The sequence below is a fragment of the Hymenobacter negativus genome (assembly GCF_017571495.1).
In the GTDB taxonomy this organism is placed as follows: Bacteria; Bacteroidota; Bacteroidia; order Cytophagales; family Hymenobacteraceae; genus Hymenobacter; species Hymenobacter negativus.
On record NZ_JAGETZ010000002.1, the window covers coordinates 471775 to 488927 of the forward strand.

10 protein-coding genes are annotated in these 17153 nt (G+C 61.5%); 7 read left to right on the top strand and 3 right to left on the bottom strand.

The window, feature by feature from the left end; all coding sequences use genetic code 11:
* The first annotated feature begins 185 nt into the window (after positions 1-185).
* From J4E00_RS06230 to J4E00_RS06240, 3 genes are all read left to right on the top strand, one after another.
* Positions 186-737, top strand: coding sequence for an inorganic diphosphatase (locus J4E00_RS06230; protein WP_208174252.1), 552 nt, complete (start codon positions 186-188; stop codon positions 735-737).
* A 48-nt stretch (positions 738-785) separates the two neighbouring features.
* Complete coding sequence (locus tag J4E00_RS06235; RefSeq protein WP_208174253.1) at positions 786-1469, top strand: DUF6766 family protein; 684 nt, start codon at positions 786-788, stop codon at positions 1467-1469.
* A gap of 136 nt (positions 1470-1605) precedes the next feature.
* Complete coding sequence (locus tag J4E00_RS06240; protein ID WP_208174254.1) at positions 1606-2460, top strand: UbiA family prenyltransferase; 855 nt, start codon at positions 1606-1608, stop codon at positions 2458-2460.
* A gap of 90 nt (positions 2461-2550) precedes the next feature.
* On the opposite strand, the gene J4E00_RS06245 is transcribed toward J4E00_RS06240, so the two are convergent.
* Positions 2551-4080, bottom strand: a complete 1530-nt coding sequence (locus J4E00_RS06245; RefSeq protein WP_208174255.1) for an NAD(P)H-hydrate dehydratase — start codon at positions 4078-4080, stop codon at positions 2551-2553.
* Between the two features lie 40 nt (positions 4081-4120).
* Between J4E00_RS06245 and J4E00_RS06250 the strand changes: the two genes are divergently transcribed.
* The 4 genes from J4E00_RS06250 (at position 4121) to sdaAA (ending at position 8194) form a co-directional block, all read left to right on the top strand.
* Positions 4121-4660: an RBBP9/YdeN family alpha/beta hydrolase gene (locus tag J4E00_RS06250; RefSeq protein ID WP_208174256.1), complete on the top strand. Its 540-nt coding sequence runs from the start codon at positions 4121-4123 to the stop codon at positions 4658-4660.
* A gap of 104 nt (positions 4661-4764) precedes the next feature.
* Entirely contained in the window at positions 4765-5235 is a 471-nt protein-coding gene (msrB, locus tag J4E00_RS06255; protein WP_208174257.1) for a peptide-methionine (R)-S-oxide reductase MsrB, read from the top strand.
* 73 nt (positions 5236-5308) lie between these two features.
* Positions 5309-7186, top strand: a complete 1878-nt coding sequence (locus tag J4E00_RS06260; RefSeq protein WP_208174258.1) for a M48 family metallopeptidase — start codon at positions 5309-5311, stop codon at positions 7184-7186.
* Between the two features lie 105 nt (positions 7187-7291).
* Complete coding sequence (gene sdaAA, locus J4E00_RS06265) at positions 7292-8194, top strand: L-serine ammonia-lyase, iron-sulfur-dependent, subunit alpha (RefSeq protein ID WP_208174259.1); 903 nt, start codon at positions 7292-7294, stop codon at positions 8192-8194.
* 125 nt (positions 8195-8319) lie between these two features.
* On the opposite strand, the gene J4E00_RS06270 is transcribed toward sdaAA, so the two are convergent.
* Both J4E00_RS06270 and J4E00_RS06275 read right to left on the bottom strand, forming a co-directional pair.
* Positions 8320-15591 (bottom strand): T9SS type A sorting domain-containing protein, encoded by a 7272-nt coding sequence (locus tag J4E00_RS06270; RefSeq protein WP_208174260.1) that lies wholly within the window; start codon positions 15589-15591, stop codon positions 8320-8322.
* Between the two features lie 391 nt (positions 15592-15982).
* Positions 15983-17047, bottom strand: a complete 1065-nt coding sequence (locus J4E00_RS06275) for a hypothetical protein (protein ID WP_208174261.1) — start codon at positions 17045-17047, stop codon at positions 15983-15985.
* Between the last annotated feature and the right edge of the window lie 106 nt (positions 17048-17153).

Here is a 17153-nt window from a genome sequence, read left to right on the forward strand (position 1 = left end):
GCAGAGTGAAGGACCTTATCACGCCCGGACTAGTCATTGTTTGAGCGTGATAAGGTCTTTCACTCCGCTCAGGATGGCAGATGTTACTGAAAACGACTTTCTAAGCTGCCTCATTAACAAACTACCCTGTTGGCGTGTAATTTTGACATCCCCAGCCGCCAGGTAGGCGACTGTTTTTTTACGCTATGACTCATTTTAACCCCTGGCACGACGTGTCGCGCGGCGATGAAACCCCGACCGTCGTTCAATCCATCATCGAAATCCCCAAAGGCAGCAAGGGCAAATATGAGCTCGACAAAGAAAGTGGTCTGCTGAAGCTCGACCGCGTGCTGTTCTCGGCCGTGCACTACCCCGCTGCCTACGGCTTCATTCCCCAGACCTACTGCGACGACAAGGACCCACTGGATATTCTGGTGCTCTGCTCGGTTGATATCGTGCCCATGTGCCTCGTAGAAGCCAAAGTCATTGGCGTGATGCAGATGGTGGACCAGGACGAAGAAGATGATAAAATCATCGCTGTGGCCGCCCACGATATTTCCGTGAACCACTACAACGACATCTCGGACCTGCCCCCGCACACGCTGCTGGAAATGCAGCGCTTTTTCGAAGACTACAAAGCCTTGGAGCACAACAAGCACGTGACCGTAGAGCGCTTCATGGGCAAGGAGGATGCCTACCGCATTATCAACGACAGCATTAAGCTTTACGAAGATACTTTCGGCAAACGCAACGCTTAAGCGCTACGGCTGAGCTACCTTTTTTGAAGATGCCCGTAAAGGCGAAGCATGGCTATTAACCGCCCAGCTTCGCCTTTTTGGCGTTTTCTATACGAGCATAGCCTCGCCATCGTCATTGTGCTGCTCACGCTGGGCACCCTCGCGGGCCAGTTCGTGACTGGCTGGCACGACAACAACGACGAGCTGAAAAGCATGGGCATGGCCCAGCTTTCGGCCGGCCAGTATTTCCATTCCGGGCACTTCCTCGAAGCCACGTTCGAGAACTGGGAAAGCGAGTTCCTGCAGATGGGCCTCTACGTGCTGCTCACCGTATGGCTGCGCCAGCGCGGCTCCTCCGAGTCGAAAAAGCTCTATGAGGAAGAGGAAGTTGACGCCGAGCCGGATGCCAGCAAGGAAGACGCCCCGTGGCCTGTGCGCCAGGGCGGCTGGCTGCTCAAGCTGTACAAAAACTCCCTGAGCATTGCCTTCTTCCTGCTGTTCTTCGGGGCATTCTTCCTGCATGCCCGCGGCGGGGCCGAAGTCTACAGCATCGAGCAGGTGCACGACGGCCAGCCGCCCGTGAGCACCTGGGAGTACATGGCCACCTCGCGGTTCTGGTTCGAGTCGTTGCAGAACTGGCAGAGCGAGTTTCTAAGTATACTGAGCATTGTAATGCTCAGTATCTTCCTGCGGCAGCATGGCTCTCCCGAAAGCAAACCTGTAGACGCCGCCCACAACGAAACCGGGAAGTAAAAGGGAGTAGCAGGAGATGGTCTGTTATTCGGAGCTATCGGTCAGGCTAAGCAGGCAGACCGATGGCTCCGAATGACAGATGTTCGCGCTGCTTTACCTTCGTTTCGTGGTATCGTTGTCGCCTCCTTCCGTCCCAGTGGCTAGCCGTTTCTGGCTGCGTCGAGTGCTCGATGCCGTCCTGTACAGCAGCGTCTGGCTGGCCGGCGCGGCAGCAGCCCAGACGGCCGCCACCTTTCGGCGCTGGCCAGTTGATGACTGGAACGCAGCCCATAGCCGGGTGGTGATGCTGGTATTTGCCGCCACGCTGCTGGTGTACAACCTCGATGCAGTGCTGCCCTTCAAGCACGGGCAGCCGGCCGGGGCCTCCGGGCGTAAGGCCTGGCAGCAGCGGCACCGCCAAGCGCTGGCGCTGCTGGCCGGAGTGGCGGCGCTGGGCGGCGGCTACCTGTTTCTGGCCGATGGCTGGTGGCGCTATCTGCCCGCACTGTTGCCACTAGCGGCGCTGGCGTTGCTCTACTCTTGGCCGCTGGGGCGCTGGCGCGGGCGGGCCAGAGCCCTGCGCGAGGTGCCGCTGCTCAAAATATTCCTGATTGCGGGGGTGTGGTCGGCCATCACGGTGGGGCTGCCCACACTGGCGCTGCACCGCCCGTTAGCCGAGGCGGTTGGGCTGCTGGCCCAGCGCTTTTGCCTGGTGCTGGCGCTGGCTATTGTGTTCGATATCCGTGACCTGAGCCGCGACCAAGCGGCGGGTACCCGCACCTTCCCCGTAGTGCTGGGTATTGCTGGGGCCAAAGTCTCGGCGCTGACCTTCCTGGCCGGGGCCATGGTGCTGGGGTTCGAGCGGGGCGCGCCGCCTCTGGGGCTGGCCCTCACGGCGCTGGCGGCGGCCACGGTTATTGTGCTGGCCGATGAGCGCCGGAGCGACTATTTCTTCGCCCTCTGGGCTGATGGGGTGCTGCTGGTGCCGGCACTGCTGTATCTACTAAGCTGAGGCGAATAGCACGTGTGCCCCGACATTTTACTTCGGCCCACAAGAACGACTTGTTCAACCGAGTCGAAATAAAATATCGGGGCACACGTGCTATTCCCACTCTTTCAGTGCTGGGCCAATGTGCCGCACGATGTCGCCGGCTACCAAGCCAGCCTGTCCGGAGTGGGTGGCAGCCAGGTCGCCGGCCCGGCCGTGGGCGTACACGCCCAGCCGCACCGCTTCGAAGGGTGACAATTGGGCGTGAGCGCGCAGGGCCAGCAATATGCCAGTGAGCACGTCGCCACTGCCGCCGGTGGCCATGCCAGGGTTGCCAGTGTTGTTGAAGTGCAGCTCGCCTTCGGGTGTGGCCAGGCAGGTGCAGGCACCTTTCAGCACCACGAGGCAATGGTGCTGGACGGCGAAGTCGCGGAGCAGGTCCAAGCGGTGGTAGTCGTCGCGGGCGGGCTCGGTGAGGCGCTCGAACTCCTTGGGGTGGGGGGTGAGTACGGTGTTTTCGGGCAGCAGCTTGAGCAGCTCGCGGTGCTGGCCCAGCAGGTTCAGCGCGTCGGCATCGATGACGAGGGGGAGGGGCTTGCCAGTTTTCGCGGTGGGTTTGGCAGCGGCTTTTAGCAGCTGGCGCAGCACGGCCAGGCTGGCTGCATCCTGCCCCAGGCCGGGCCCAATGCCGACGGCCTGGTAGCCGTCCAGCTTCGGTAGCTCGCTGATGAAGTCGGCTTTGGCATCCGTCAGGCACATAGCCTCGGGCTGGCTGGTCTGGAAAATGTCGTAGCCGCAGCCAGGAATGTGGGCCGTGAGCAGGCCCACGCCACTGCGCAGGCAAGCCCCCGCTGCCAATACTGCCGCGCCCATTTTGCCCCGGCTGCCAGCCAATAGCAGCGCATGGCCAAAGGTGCCCTTGTGGCTGAACTTGGGCCGGACTGGTAAAGCGCCGGCTACGGCGGCGGCATTGGTGTAGTGCCAGGGCGTTGTCGTGTCAGCAACAAATTTCTGGCTTAGCCCGATGTCCTCAATGCTCCACTCGCCCATGTATTCGGCGTTTTGCGGAAGCAGAAAAGCCAGCTTGGGCAGGCCGAAGCTCACGGTGTGCTGGGCACAAACCACGGCGCTGTCGGCGGGCTGGGACTGGTCGGCGAAGAGGCCGCTGGGAATGTCGATGGCAATGACGCGGGCCCGCGCCTGGTTGAGGTGCGTGACCACGGTGGCCGCCAGCCCCGCCAGCGGCCGGCTGAGACCAGTGCCGAAAAGGGCGTCGATTACAAGTGCGCCTGCCGCAATATCGGGTAGCTTTTTTGTGCTGATTTCGCTCGATGGAACGGCTTTGGGCAAATGCTGGCGGTTGTGCTGCCAGTCGGGCGAGTGGCGGGTGGCGGGTAGCAGGGCCACCCGTACGCGGTAGCCGCGCTGCAATAGCTGGCGAGCCACGGCCAGGCCGTCGCCGCCGTTGTTGCCAGGGCCGCAGAGGATGAGGATTTCGCCTGCGTCGGCGGAGCTGTACCGACTCGACAGCCAGGCGACGAAGGCGCTGGCGGCGCGCTCCATCAGCTCCACGGAGATGAGGCGCTGCTCGGTTTGGGTGGCTTGGTCGAGCTCGCGGGTCTGGGCCGCGGACAGAATTTTCATAGCTTGGAAGGGAAGGAGAGCGCAAAGCTACTTTTGCGCCATGCAAGAAACCGCCCGCATCTTCATTATCCCCGGCCTCGGCAACTCCGGCCCTGACCATTGGCAAACCCACTTCGAACGCATCAACCCGGCCTTTACCCGCATCGTGCAGCGCGAATGGGACACCCCTGACCGCGCCGAGTGGGTGGAAACGCTGGAGCAAGCCCTGGCCGCCGAAGACCTGAGCCGCGTGGTGCTGGTGGCCCACAGCCTGGGCTGCGTGACAGTGGCGCACTGGGCCGGGCAGTACGGACACCGCATAAAGGGCGCGCTGCTGGTGGCACCCAGCGACGTGGAAACCGCCCACTACGCCGCTTTCCCTACCACTGGCTTTGGCCCCATGCCCCTGGCCCGGCTGCCCTTCCCGAGCACAGTTGTATTCAGCCAGAACGACGAATGGGTGACGCCCGCCCGCGCCCGGCAATTTGCCGAAGCCTGGGGCAGTGAGCTGGTCGACATCGGTGAGGCCGGCCACATCAACACGGCCAGCGGCTACGGCGAGTGGCCGGCGGGGCTAGCGCTGCTAGGCGAGTGGCGGTAAGGAAATAACTGTTGATGCGTCTATCTCCTGGCGGCTGCAAACCTCCCACTTGCGGCTGCGTTTACTTTATTCCTGCTTCTTTTTAAAGTTACTCCCAATCTCATATGCAAACCTGGAACGACGTTATCCGCCTCGCCAACAATCCCATCCCTTCGCCCCGCCGTGTGGAGAAGACGCCCGCCGAGTGGCGTGCCCAGCTCACGCCCGAGCAATACCATGTCACCCGCGAGCACGGCACCGAGCGCGCCTTCACCGGCGAGTACTGTGAAGCCCACGAAGCCGGCCTCTATGCCTGCGTGTGCTGTGGCACCCCGCTCTACGATTCCCGCACCAAGTTCGAGTCCGGCACCGGTTGGCCCAGCTTCACCGCGCCGGTCGACGAAAGCGCCATCCGCTACAAGAAAGACACCAGCTACGGCATGACCCGCGTGGAAGTACTCTGCAACGTGTGCGACGCCCACCAAGGCCACGTATTTCCAGACGGCCCCGCGCCCAGTGGCCTGCGCCTGTGCATCAACTCGGCCAGCATCAAGCTGGTGACGGAAGCTGAAAAACAGCCCACTTCGGTGGCGTAATATTCGGCGGCTTCCTGTAGCTTCGGGCTTGATTGGCGCATTGCCAGTCAAGCCCTTTTCGTTGCTACCCCCAATGACCCGCGAAGCCTTCGTTGCCCGCCTCGAACACCTCCACCCGCTGGCCGTGGCCGACCCCGGCGGCTACCGCTGGCGCGTGCGCGGCTGGGCCCTGCTGGGCTACGGCTTCATCCTGTTGCTGCTGCTTGGCACAGTGGGTACCATGCTGGGTGTGCTGGCGCTGCTGGCCTTCGGCACGGCCGTAGCGCTGCTGCTGAAAGTCGGCTTGCTGCTGGGCTTCTTCGCCTGGAAGGTCCTGCGCTCGCTGTGGGTGAAATTCGACCCGCCCCAGGGCCGGGCCCTTACGCCGGATGAGGCTGCGCCACTGTTTGATGAACTGCGGCAGCAAGCCCGGGCCATGGCAGCTCCGCCGGTCCATCGGGTGCTGCTCACCACCGATTTTAACGCTGCTATTGTGCAGCTGCCCCGCCTGGGCGTGCTAGGCTGGCCCCGCAACTACCTAATGGTGGGCCTGCCGCTGCTGCAGGCGCTGAGTCCAGAGCAGGCGGCCGCCGTGGTAGCGCACGAGCTGGGTCACCTGCGCGGCGGGCACGGCAAGTTCAGCGCCTGGGTCTACCGGGTAGGGCAGTCGTGGGAACAGCTGATGGGCCAGATGGAGCGCAACAGAACCGGTACCTGGCTGAGCAAGTTCGCCGATTGGTACGTGCCGCGCTTCAACGCATGGTCGCACCCGTTGCGGCGGGCCGATGAATTTGAAGCCGATGCCGCCGCTGGCCGCGTAACGTCTCCGCAGGCGCTGGCCCAGGCGCTGTGTGCGCTGGTGGTGCGCGACTCAGCCCTCGACAAGCTGCACTGGGATGTGGTGACGGCGAGCATTGCCGCGCAGCCGTACCCGCCCACCGACGCCATCAGCCGCCTGCTGCCGCTGGCCAAAAGCGCCCGCCTCGATGACACTACCGAAGGTGACCTCCTCAAAACCGCCCTGGCCGCCGACCCCGACGTATTCGACACCCACCCGGTGCTGCTGGAGCGGCTCACGGCGCTGCGCCAGCAGCCCGCAGTGCCTGCCCCGCCCACTGTCACAGCCGCTGAGGTTTGGTTTGGAGCGGGCCTGCCCGCATTAGCAGCCGAGCTCGACACAGCCTGGGCCCTGGAGCGGGAAAGCTTCTGGAAGGAACGGCACCAGTTTCTGAGCACCCAGCAGCAGCGCCTGCGCACGTTGAATGAGCGGCGCGCTGCCGGCGGAATCCTGTCACCCGATGAAGCCTGGGAACACGCCGACTTGACCGAGGACCACGCCAGCCCAGCCGAAGCCCTTCCCCTGTTCCAGGCCCTGTTTGAGGACAAAGAGCACGGACTAGGGGCCAAGTTTACCGTGGGGCGCATGCTCACGTTGCAGGACGACCCTGCCGGGCTGGCGCTGCTTGATGAAGTGATGGCCCAGGTGCCCAGCGCCCGCGCCTCCGGCCTGCTGCTTCAGCAAGCCTACCACCAGCGCCGTGGCGACAAAGCCGAAGCCCGCCGCCTGCAAACCGAAACCCTGCGCCACGCCGACCGCAGCGACGTAGCCCAGGCCGAGCGCGACAACATCCGGCCCACCGACCACTTCCTACCCCACGGACTGCCAGCCGATTCTCTGACCACCCTCAGCGCCCAGCTGGCTGAGTACAGCACCGAAATCAAGAGGGTCTGGCTGCTGCGCAAGGAGTTGACGCAGTTTGTTGAGCATCCGCTCTACGTGCTGGTGGTGGAGCAGTCGGCGGGCCGTAGCGTGCCCGACGCCACCAGCGCGGCCCTGGCACAGAAGCTGGCCGGCGCCCTGACCATGCCCGGCGAAAGCTTCATTATACCGCTAACGAAAAGCAATGACTGGCTGGATGCGCCGGCGCGGCGCCTGCCCGAAACCCTCGTTTATCCCGGCATCCCCGGCTAGCGGCCCGTCCGCGTTCTAAACCTGTAGCTTTGCGCCCCGGCCGAAGACACCTTCGGCCGGGGCTTTGCGTTTACATCTTTTTAGCCTGCTGTTCCCACCCGCGCCATGTCCCTTCTCTTCAACGATTTCGCCTCCTGGGGCGCCCATTGTGCCGCCACCGGCGAGCCCCTCTACCAACCCGTGCTCACCTACGAAATCGAGCAGAAGGGCCGCACGGAGGATGAAATATGGGACGGCCTGCAACGGGCCTACGATGTGATGCGCGATGCCGTGCACGAGGGCCTGACCGGCAACATGACCTCCCGCTCGGGCATGATAAACAACGGGGCCAAGAAGATTGCGGCTTCGCCCGTCACCGTCCTCTCTCCGGAATTCAAGCAGCTCATCACCCGCGCCCTTGGGGCCAAGGAGGTGAACTCCTGCATGGGCCGCGTGGTGGCCGCACCCACCGCCGGGGCCTCCGGCATCCTGCCCGGCGTCCTCGTCACCATCCAAGACTTGCACAAGCTGTCGGACCGTCAGATTCTGGAGGGGCTGCTGGTGGCAGCTGGCATTGCCCTCATCATTGAGCAGAATGCTTCGCTGGCCGGGGCCGTGGGCGGCTGCCAGGCCGAGACCGGTTCGGCCGCAGCCATGGGTAGCGGGGCCATCGTGTACTGCCTGGGCGGGCCCGTCGAGCAGGTTTTTGCCGCCGTGGCCGTCACCATCCAGTGCATGCTTGGGCTGATATGCGACCCCGTGGCCGGCCTGGTGGAAGTGCCTTGCGTGGTGCGCAATGCCTCGGCCGCCGCTATTGCCTTCAGCTCCGCCCAGATTGCCATCGCCGGCATCGACCCCGTCATTCCCGTCGACCAGTGCGTGGCCGCCCTCGGCGAAGTGGGCCAGAGCATGGAAACCCGCTATAAGGAAACCGCCCTCGGGGGCCTAGCCAACACCACGCGCGGCAAGGAAATTGAGAAAATGGTGCTGGTGCAGGACGTTAACATTCTGCCCGATGATGACGAGTAAGCGGCCATCGCGGCGCGGAGGAGTCATCTATCCATCACTGCTGTACTTGCAATAACGGACAGGCCTAGACACAAAAAAAGCCCCGCTGGTAATACCAGCGGGGCTTTTCAATGAGCGGCTATTCGCTATTCGCGCACAATGCGACGGATATCGGTGCCGCCTTCGGTAACAGCGCGCAGCATGTACACGCCGCTGGCTGCGCCCGATAGGTCAAGCTTGGCTTCGGACTGGCCGGCAGCTACTTGCTGCGTCAGTACCACCCGGCCCAGCGCGTCGATGACGGACAGCGTTACGGGTTTGGCGTAGCCGCTGAGCTGGAGCGTAAGCTTGCCATCGGCCGTGGGGTTCGGGAACAGGGTCAGTGACGAACCGGCCAGGGCTTGATTAGTGGCCGTCACAGCCAGCGGTGTCGAAGCAGCCGACTGGCAACCCGTAGCCGTGCTGATGAAGCGTACGGTGTAGTTACCGGGCGCTGTCGTGCCGTTGGCCGTGTAGGTCTGGCTGGTAGCACCGGTGATGGCTACGCTGCCCAGGAACCACTGGTAAGTGGTGCCGGCCGGTGCCACGCTGCTGGTAAACAGTACCGTGCTCCGCGTGGGGTAGGTGTAAGTGTACGTCGGCGTGGCCGGCAGCGCGTTGATGGTTACCGTGGCGGTGCTGGTAGCGGCGGCGCAGCTACCGCTGGCAGCAATCGTGTTGGTCACGGTGTAAGTACCGGCCGTAGAAGTAGCCGGATTCACCGCGCCCGTAGTAGCGTTGATGGTCAGGCCTGTGGTCGAGCTAAACACACCAGCCGAAGCACCCGTGCCCAAAGTGGGCGTAAGCAGCGTAGCCGAACCGGCACAGGCGCTGGTGGTGCTGTAGCTGAACGAAGCGACTGGAGCCGTGGTCAGGGTCAGCGTCTGCGTAGCAGAGCTGCCGCAGCTGCCTGCTACGGTGTAGGTTACCACGTAGGTGCCCGCCGTAGAGGCTGCCAGGTTGATGGCGCCCGTCGTAGCATTGATGCTTAGGCCAGTAGTAGACGAGAAGGCGCCGCCCGCAGTACCTGTCACGGTCGGGGTTGGGTTTGTGCCGCTCAGGCAAAGCGTGCTGGTAGCGTAGCTAAAGGCCGCCGAAGTAGCCGGCGTGATGGTTACCGTGGCGGTAGCCGTAGCCGCCGCGCAAGCACCCGAAGCCGCAATGGTATTGGTTACGGTGTAGGTGCCAGCCGTGGAAGTAGCCAGGGTGATAACACCCGTAACGGCATCAATGGTCAGACCCGTAGTCGAGCTAAACACACCAGTCGAAGCACCGGTGCCCAAAGTAGGCGTTACGGTGCTGGTGCTGCCGGCGCAGTAAGTAGTAGCCGTGGGGTAGCTGAAGGTAGCTACCGGTGCGGCGGTGATGGTTACGGTAGTGGTAGCCGTGCTGCCACACTGGTTGGCGTTGGTCGGCACCGTGTTGGTCACGGTGTAGGTACCGGGCGTGGAGGTAGCCAGTGTAATGGCTCCCGTGGTGGGGTCAATGGTCAGACCCGTGGTCGAGCTGAAGGTACCCGCCGTGGCGCCTGTGCCCAGCACTACTGCCGGAGCAGTGGTGCCGCTCACGCAGAAGGTCGAAGCCGTGCCATACGTGAAGCCGGCCGTCGTAGTCGGGTTCACGTTCACCTGGATAGCCGTGCGCGAAGGAGCAACGCAATCGGCGCTTACTTGGATGTTGTAGAGGAAATAGTAAGCCGCCAGGGCCGAGCCAATGTTGATGCCTGTGGTAATGGTAAAACCACCAGCCGAAGTGGGGAACGGGAAGGTTGAGCCAGTGGGCAGCGGGTTGTCCCGGATGAGGCCGGTGATGCCCGTGCTGGTTTTCACTTGAATCACGTAGCCGGTAACTGCCGTGGGCAAGCTCAAGTTGAGCGGAATTGTAACTGGCGTGGCCAGGCCTGTACCCGTAACCGGAATGGCAGGCGTGGTCGCTACTTCAGTACCCGTAGGGCCGTTCAGGATGGATACCGTAACTGTGCCCGTGCCAATCGGATAAATAACGGCCGAGTAGAAAGTGGTCGGCCCCGTGGTGTTGAACTGCAGGCCCGAAGGGAGCGAAAGGCTGGCAGTGCCGGTTGTAGTGGTCGCCAAGCCTACGCTTTCGCTGCCGCCACCAGGCGTATAGGCTTCGACGTAGTATTGGGCCGGAGCTGTCAGGTTGCCTGTCGTCAGCGACGTAGTGTTGCCCGTGGTGGTGGCGCCTGCCAGGGGAGTGCCGCCAGTGGCCGTGGTGAAAAAGCGGAACGCTGTGGTGCTGCCAGCCGGAGCCGTAGCCGTAAGCGTGGCTGGGCTACCAGCGCACACTGTTAGGGGTGTGGTCACAGTGGCTTGTGGGTCATTCACAATCACGGCACTCACGTTCGACGTTGCTACGTTGGTGCCGCAGGTTACCAAGGCCCGGTAATAGGTCGTTTGCGTCAGCACCGGGGTCGTGAAAGTAGCTGTGGTAGCGCCTGTAATGTCCGTAAACGTACCCGTGGCGCTCGTGCTTTGCTGGAGTTGAATCGTGCCATTGGCCGCACCAACGAGCGATAGCAGGGCCGTACCGCTGCGGCAGATGTTCACCGTAAGCGGGAGCGTACCGGCCACCGGGGCATTTACTACCACCGTTGGAGCCGTTGCGGGTGTATTGTTGGCTGCATTGCCGTCGCCGGTGGCTGTGGCCGTGATGGCAAACGAATAGGTGCCGGCGGTCGAAAGGTTAACTGTGCTGGCCAGGGTTACGTTTTGCGTCGCGCCAGGGGCCAGAATACCGGTATTGATGGTGACAGGAGCGAGGGTGCCAGGAGTACCGGGACCAGTAACTACCACCGATACTGTAGCGGGGTTAACGCTGAAATCGATGGTCGTTGAACCTGCGTTACGGATTTGTACCGTCACCGCTTCAGCCGAGCCAAAGCAGTTGTTGGTGCTTGTTTGAGCCGGTGCTACCAGGATACCAGCGGCTATGTCCACGGCAACGGGTGCAAACTCGTCGGCACCCATATCGGGCGTCGTAGCCGAACGTGTTTCGCCGTCAATATCCACCGTTACGGCAGCAATGGGCGTACCCGCGTTGTTGATGACCGCTGAAGCTGCATGCAGGTCGGTGGCAGACTGGAACAGCGGGTCTGTGTTGAGCGAGTTAGCGTCTTTGGCAGTTGCCGTCTGAATGGCGGCCAGCGTAGTGCGGTCGCTGCTCAGGTAGCCCAGCACACCGCGCGCACCACTCACAAAGTAGTCGTTGTAGTTGATATTGGTGAAGGCCGTGTTGGCCGCTGCCGAGTAGATGGCGTAGTTCTTGGCAGAGGTGCTGCCTGGGTTAGCCACGTCGTTACGGAAAACGTTGTTCCGGATGTCGAGCGCAGTCGAACTCGAGCCCACGTAGAGTGCGGCCGACAAGTCAGCCGAGGCTGTCACGTCGGTACCGGTGATGCTCACTGAGTTGTGGTACACGTTGACGCCACCAACGGCGCTGCCAATGCCTAGTCGGATGCCCACGTTGGCATCGCTGGATAGGGTGCTCCAGCCCGAAATAGCTGTAATCTGAACGAAGTTGTTGGCGATAAGCAGGTTGCTGGTTGCCGAGCCCGTTTGCACGTCGATGCCTTTGCCCCCGTAGCCGCTCGTGCTGTTGGCGCTGATGTTCAGAATCTTATTACGGGTAACGCTGCCGCCCGTAAAGCCCGTACCGAGGAACAGCCCAATGGAGTTGGCACCCGTGGAGAGCAGATTCTGTACCGTGTTCTGGGACACAGTAGCATTGGTTACACCTGTGGTAAAGTTGAAGCCATAGAGGGCGCTTGCGCCGGTCAGGTTCTGCACCGTGTTCAGGGTGATGCTCGGAGCCACTGCGTTGGCGATGAAGCCGCCCTGGCTGCCCACCGTGCCCACACCGCTCGTAGCGCCACCAATGGTGTTGCCCGTGATGGCCAGCCCGTCGAGGCCGCCAGCGCTCACTGCCGTCGAACCAGCAGCGTAAATGCCAAGGAAGGCCGGCCCGATGTTGTTGTTTTCAATGGTCAGGTTGTCGTTGTCGGCACCGGCCGAACCAGCCGTTGTACCGCCTGCCGCAATGGCAATGCCGGCGTTAGCCGAAGCAGTGGACAGGTTCAGGTTGCGCAGTGCCACGTTGGTAGCACCCGTGCCCAGGCCGAGGCTGATAATCTGTACAGCTGAGCCACCGCCTGTGTTAGCGTTGGTAATGGACAGGTTGCGCGTGGTACCACCGGCCGTATTTGCCCCGTCCAGCGTGATGTAGCTGGCGCCGTTGAACTGAATCGTGGCGGTAGCCGTGCCTGAGCTGGCAATGGTGCTGGCCACTACGCCTGTGTTGGGACGAATAGTGAGCGTGTTGGTAGCCGAAGCCGAAGCATTGGCCTGGAATGCGATGGGGAACGTTTCGGCTGTGCCATAAGCATTGTCGAGCAGCAGGAACGTCACGGCACCACCCAACAGGTTATTGCTGTATGCACTAGCTGCCTCTGTGAGCGTGGCATAGGTCCGCGTGGGCTGGGGCGAAGTGCTGGTGCCTACGTAGTACACGCCGCTCAACGTACCCTGAATAACGAACTGGTTGGCAGTGCCGGTGAAGGCAGTGCCGGGAGGAGTAACGCCGCTGCCGCCAAAAGGCAAAGTGCTGATATTGGGTGTAGCCGCTAGGTCCTGCGCCGCCACGTAGTACCGAACAACGTCGAAGCTGCTTATACCGCCTACCAACGAAAAATCGAAGGTGAATGTGTAGGTGCTGCCGCTGACAGTGGTGGCGTTGACGAACGAATAAGCGCCGCCGTTTTTGTTGAAATACAGCCGGGGGGCGTTAGCACCTGTAGCCACGCCGCTGGCGTCGGTAATGGTTACAATTAGCGTGCGGTTGGCAGTGCTGCTCGTGTTGCCCAGCGCAGTGTATTGGATGGATGGGCCGGTAAGGTCGAGGGGGATAAAGGTGCCTTCGTCGGCACCCAGGTCTGGCGTAGTCGTGTTGCGCGTGTCACCATCGAAATCAACTGTGATACCCGAGATGGGCGTGCCAGCGCTTTCCAATTGCGTAGCTACGGCTGTGTTGATGTGCAGGAAAGTGGCAGCCGTGCCGGTGGTGCTCAGGAAGGGAACGTCTTCAGTAACCGAGTTGGACTCGCGCGCAGCCACAAAGGACTTATAGCCAATCAGCGTCTGCTGAGCATTAGTGGCCGTGGTGGTACCCTCCACATAAAGCAGGTTGGTAGCCGAAGGCGTGCCGGCGTAGTAGAGGTTGTTGTTGGTGGTAGTAGCCAGGTTAGCCGGAGCCGTGCCCGCGGTGCCCGACAGCCGGCGCAGGGCCGCGCTGTAACCGCCCGTGCCCACCGCCGTCGACTTATTCACCACAATGTTGTTGCGGGCGTCGAGGATGGTAGAAGTTGAGCTCAAGTACATGCCCGACGTGCCAAACGTAGCACCGGTGCTGGTAGCATTCAGGGAGATGGAGTTATAGTAGGCGTTCACAGCGGTAGAACCTGCTACGTTCAGGCCCGTGACAGCCAACAGGCCCGTAGCGGCTGGCGTGCGCAGGTCGCCAACGAGGTTGTTGGCTACGGTGTAGGTGCCGCCGGCTGAAATCAGCAGACCAGTTACGCTGGCGGCCGCGCCGGTTGCGCTCAGGTCATATACTTTGTTGCGGCTAATAATGCTGCCGGTGCCGCCACCGGTGGGCACCGAAATACCCGTTACCGCGCCGCTGCCCGAAGCAATTGACAAGCTGCCGATGGTGTTTTGGTTTAATGTCTGCACATCGCTGGAGCCATTGGCGGCCGTCACGATACCGCGTACTACATGCGTGGTAGCCGTGCTGGTGCCGCTGATGCTCAAGCCTGTAATCACATTGTTCGACAGGGTTTCGCTGGTCGTCGAGGAAGCAGTACTGTTGATGCCAACCAGCGTACTCGCCGTAGTAGAAGCGCCCGCCGTCACGATGGTGTTGTTGGTGATGGTGTTGCCCGTGATGGTGGTGGTGGCCGAGCCCAGCGTGAGGCACAGCAGCGAGGTGCTAGACGAGGTACCAGTAGGCGTCTTGCTATTGCCGGTCAATGTATTGTTGCTGATGCTGACCGGTGTAGTAACCGACACCAGACTCGACGAAATCAGCGTCATAGTGCCGGTGCCGGCAATGACGTTGTTGGTAACCGTATTACTGTTTAGGTTAATGGCCGAACCTGCCGACGACGTGATACCAATGAACGTAGCCGTGGTTGCTGCTGCTGCCGTCGAGTTCTGGACCGTGTTGCCGGTGATGTTCACCGTGGTGGCTGCACCCGCGTTCGTAATGCCCGTGATAGCCGCCGTGGTAGCCGTGGCGTAAGTCATCGTCACGGTATTGCCCGTGATGTTCACCGTGTTCGAAGCGGGGGTGCTGCCAATGCCGTTATCGATGCCGGTCATGAGGGAGGTAGTAGCACCGCTGGCCAGCGTCACCGTATTACCCGTGATATCGATGCTGGCCGAGGGGCACGCATTGCCATAAATACCGCGCAGCGTGCTGGTAACCGTAGAAGCAGCTACGGCGGCCGTGGTGCCGCCAGCGTAGTTCAGCGTATTGTTCACCACGTTGTTCACCACTTTGAAGGCGCTCTGGTAGTTGCCACCGATGCCCCAGCCTGTGGCCGTGGTGCCGAAGTTATATACCATGTTGGGCGCCACCACGCCAATCTCGTTGCTCACATCATAGTTAGCGAGGGTCGTAGAGGTCGAAGCCGTGAAATACATCCCGGTCGCGGAGTTGGTGATGATGTTGCCATCCACCTTGTTGTTGGAGTGGGCGCCGCTGGGCGCCGTGGCCGCTACCGAAGTAGCCAGGGCCGCCGTTGAAGCCGCGCCGTAGATGCCAAAGGTGCCGGTATTGGTCTTGTTCAGCGTCACCACACAGTTACGGATGATGTTGTTCTGACAGCCGTTGGTGGGAGAAGGGCGGAACAGAGCAATGCCGAATTCCATTTGGGTCGCGGTCGTAGTGTTGGTCGCGGCCTCGGCCAGTTCCAAGCCATCAATGGTCACGTAGTCAGACCCTGCCAGGCTGATGATGGCATCCAGCGCGGCAGTGCCCACGCCGGCCGTGATGACCGGCCGTGCACCCGTGCCCGATTTCTGAAACACAATGGGGTTAGCGCTGGTACCAGTGGCCGTGATGGCACCGGCTGTGGGGCTGGCAAATGTCTCGGTGTAGCCCGCCGCAATGTTGAACGTGACGCCGCCAGCGCCCACGCCCTGGGTGTTTAGGTCAGTGATGGCCGCCGCCACCGTGGCATAGTCGCCCGGAATGGCCTTGGTGCCGGCCAGCTGGGCATGCGCCGCTGGCACGGCCAGCAGCCCAAAAGCCGTAGCCGCCAGCCACCGGCCCAGCCGGTTAGCAAGTAAAGGGTTGTGCATAAAAGTTGGGAAATAGGGAGAAAAAAAAGGGTGGGAAAATGAAATGAGAGCAGTTGCTTACCGATATAAAATGAGCATTCTGATGAAATGGGGATGTAAATTAAGCAGCAATTGGCACTGCCTCACACTCAGGTCTTCATCATCTTTGTTCAGCCCACTACCGAAACCCCAAAAAGCCGCTCAATCCTTTAAAAAACCCTTATTTAAATGGGTAAAAGGCGAAGTAGGGGTATTAAAATAATTCCGGGCATGGCGCCGTGCCATGCCCCGAGACGAAGCAGCTTGCACCATACCCAAGCTGCCCCGCGTGAGGTAGCTGTACCGCAACTGACTAATTGCTGATAAAGCAGTACCGTAGTGCCACCTGATAGCAGTAAGTAAATCGGGTGTCTCAAATAGCATTTGTGTGGCGCGGGGCCATGGTCAGCTTGCTCAGGAAATCGAGCGCGGGCACGTAGCGGCTGCGAAGCTCCTGGTATTGCTGCCAGGCCATTTGGCGGTCGGCGCACAGCTTAAGGCCGCCCTCCGCCAGCAGCTGGCAAGCCTGGTCAAATTCCGCCTGACCGTTCGAGTTGGCTGGCTCATCGTCGGGGGGCATCAGGGTGGTCGGCTCGGCACCAGCCCGGTCGTCGAAGAAGCGGTACACCCGGTTCAGGGTCAGGCAGCCGGCTTTAAACGTGAGCTGGGCCTGCCGGGGGCGCGGCCCATCCACGACGGCGAAGAGCAGCGCGGCCGTGTCCAGAATCAGGCCGCTACTGCTTACCCAGGAGCGGCCGGGCTGCGGCGAGCGGAAGAACGATAGGATGGGCAGCGAGGTATGGCTTTCCTCAATCTCGACAAACCATTGCTCCCAGGCGGCCCACTGCTGGTCGTCGTTCTGCACCGAGCCGTCGTGGTTGAGCCAGCCCAGCAGGCAGGCAGCGGTGGGCGGCGTGCCGGCCCGCAGCTCCAGCAGCGCCACCGTCGTCTCGCGCCGCGCAAATGCCTGGTAAATAGTGGGTAGGTAGGAGAGTAGCAGGGTGAGCAGCAGCAGCCCCAGCGTGGCTTCAGAATATGTCAGAATACCCCCCGCAACACTAAAGTCATCAATGGTGCCCAGCGTGAGCAGCGAGCTGCCGCTTAGCTGGTAGCAGTGCAGCCAGCTGCCTTCGCCCACTGCCCAGTACATGCCCGTGTAGCCTACGCTAACCAGCGTTTCCCAGGCCACAGGCAGGGCTACCAGGGCCACCGGCGCGTAATGGGCCATGATTTTATCGCGCCGCTCATACGAATTGGCCAGCTTCGCGGCAAAGTTGAAAAACACGCGAATGCTTATGAAAACCCACACGTTCAGCCGCACCACCTCGTTGCGCGGCAACACAAACGAGCGAATAGCCGCCGATAGCGTCGTGATGACCAATACCATGCCGCCCAGGCCGGTAATGATGCGCAAGGCAATCAACAGATAAGCGTACATAATTAGCCAAATGCCCTAATACGAGCAAGCCTGGTGAAGTGCTGACAACAAACGACTCAACAGTAGACTTTTCGCACTTTGCAAACAATTTAGCTACAAATCAGCC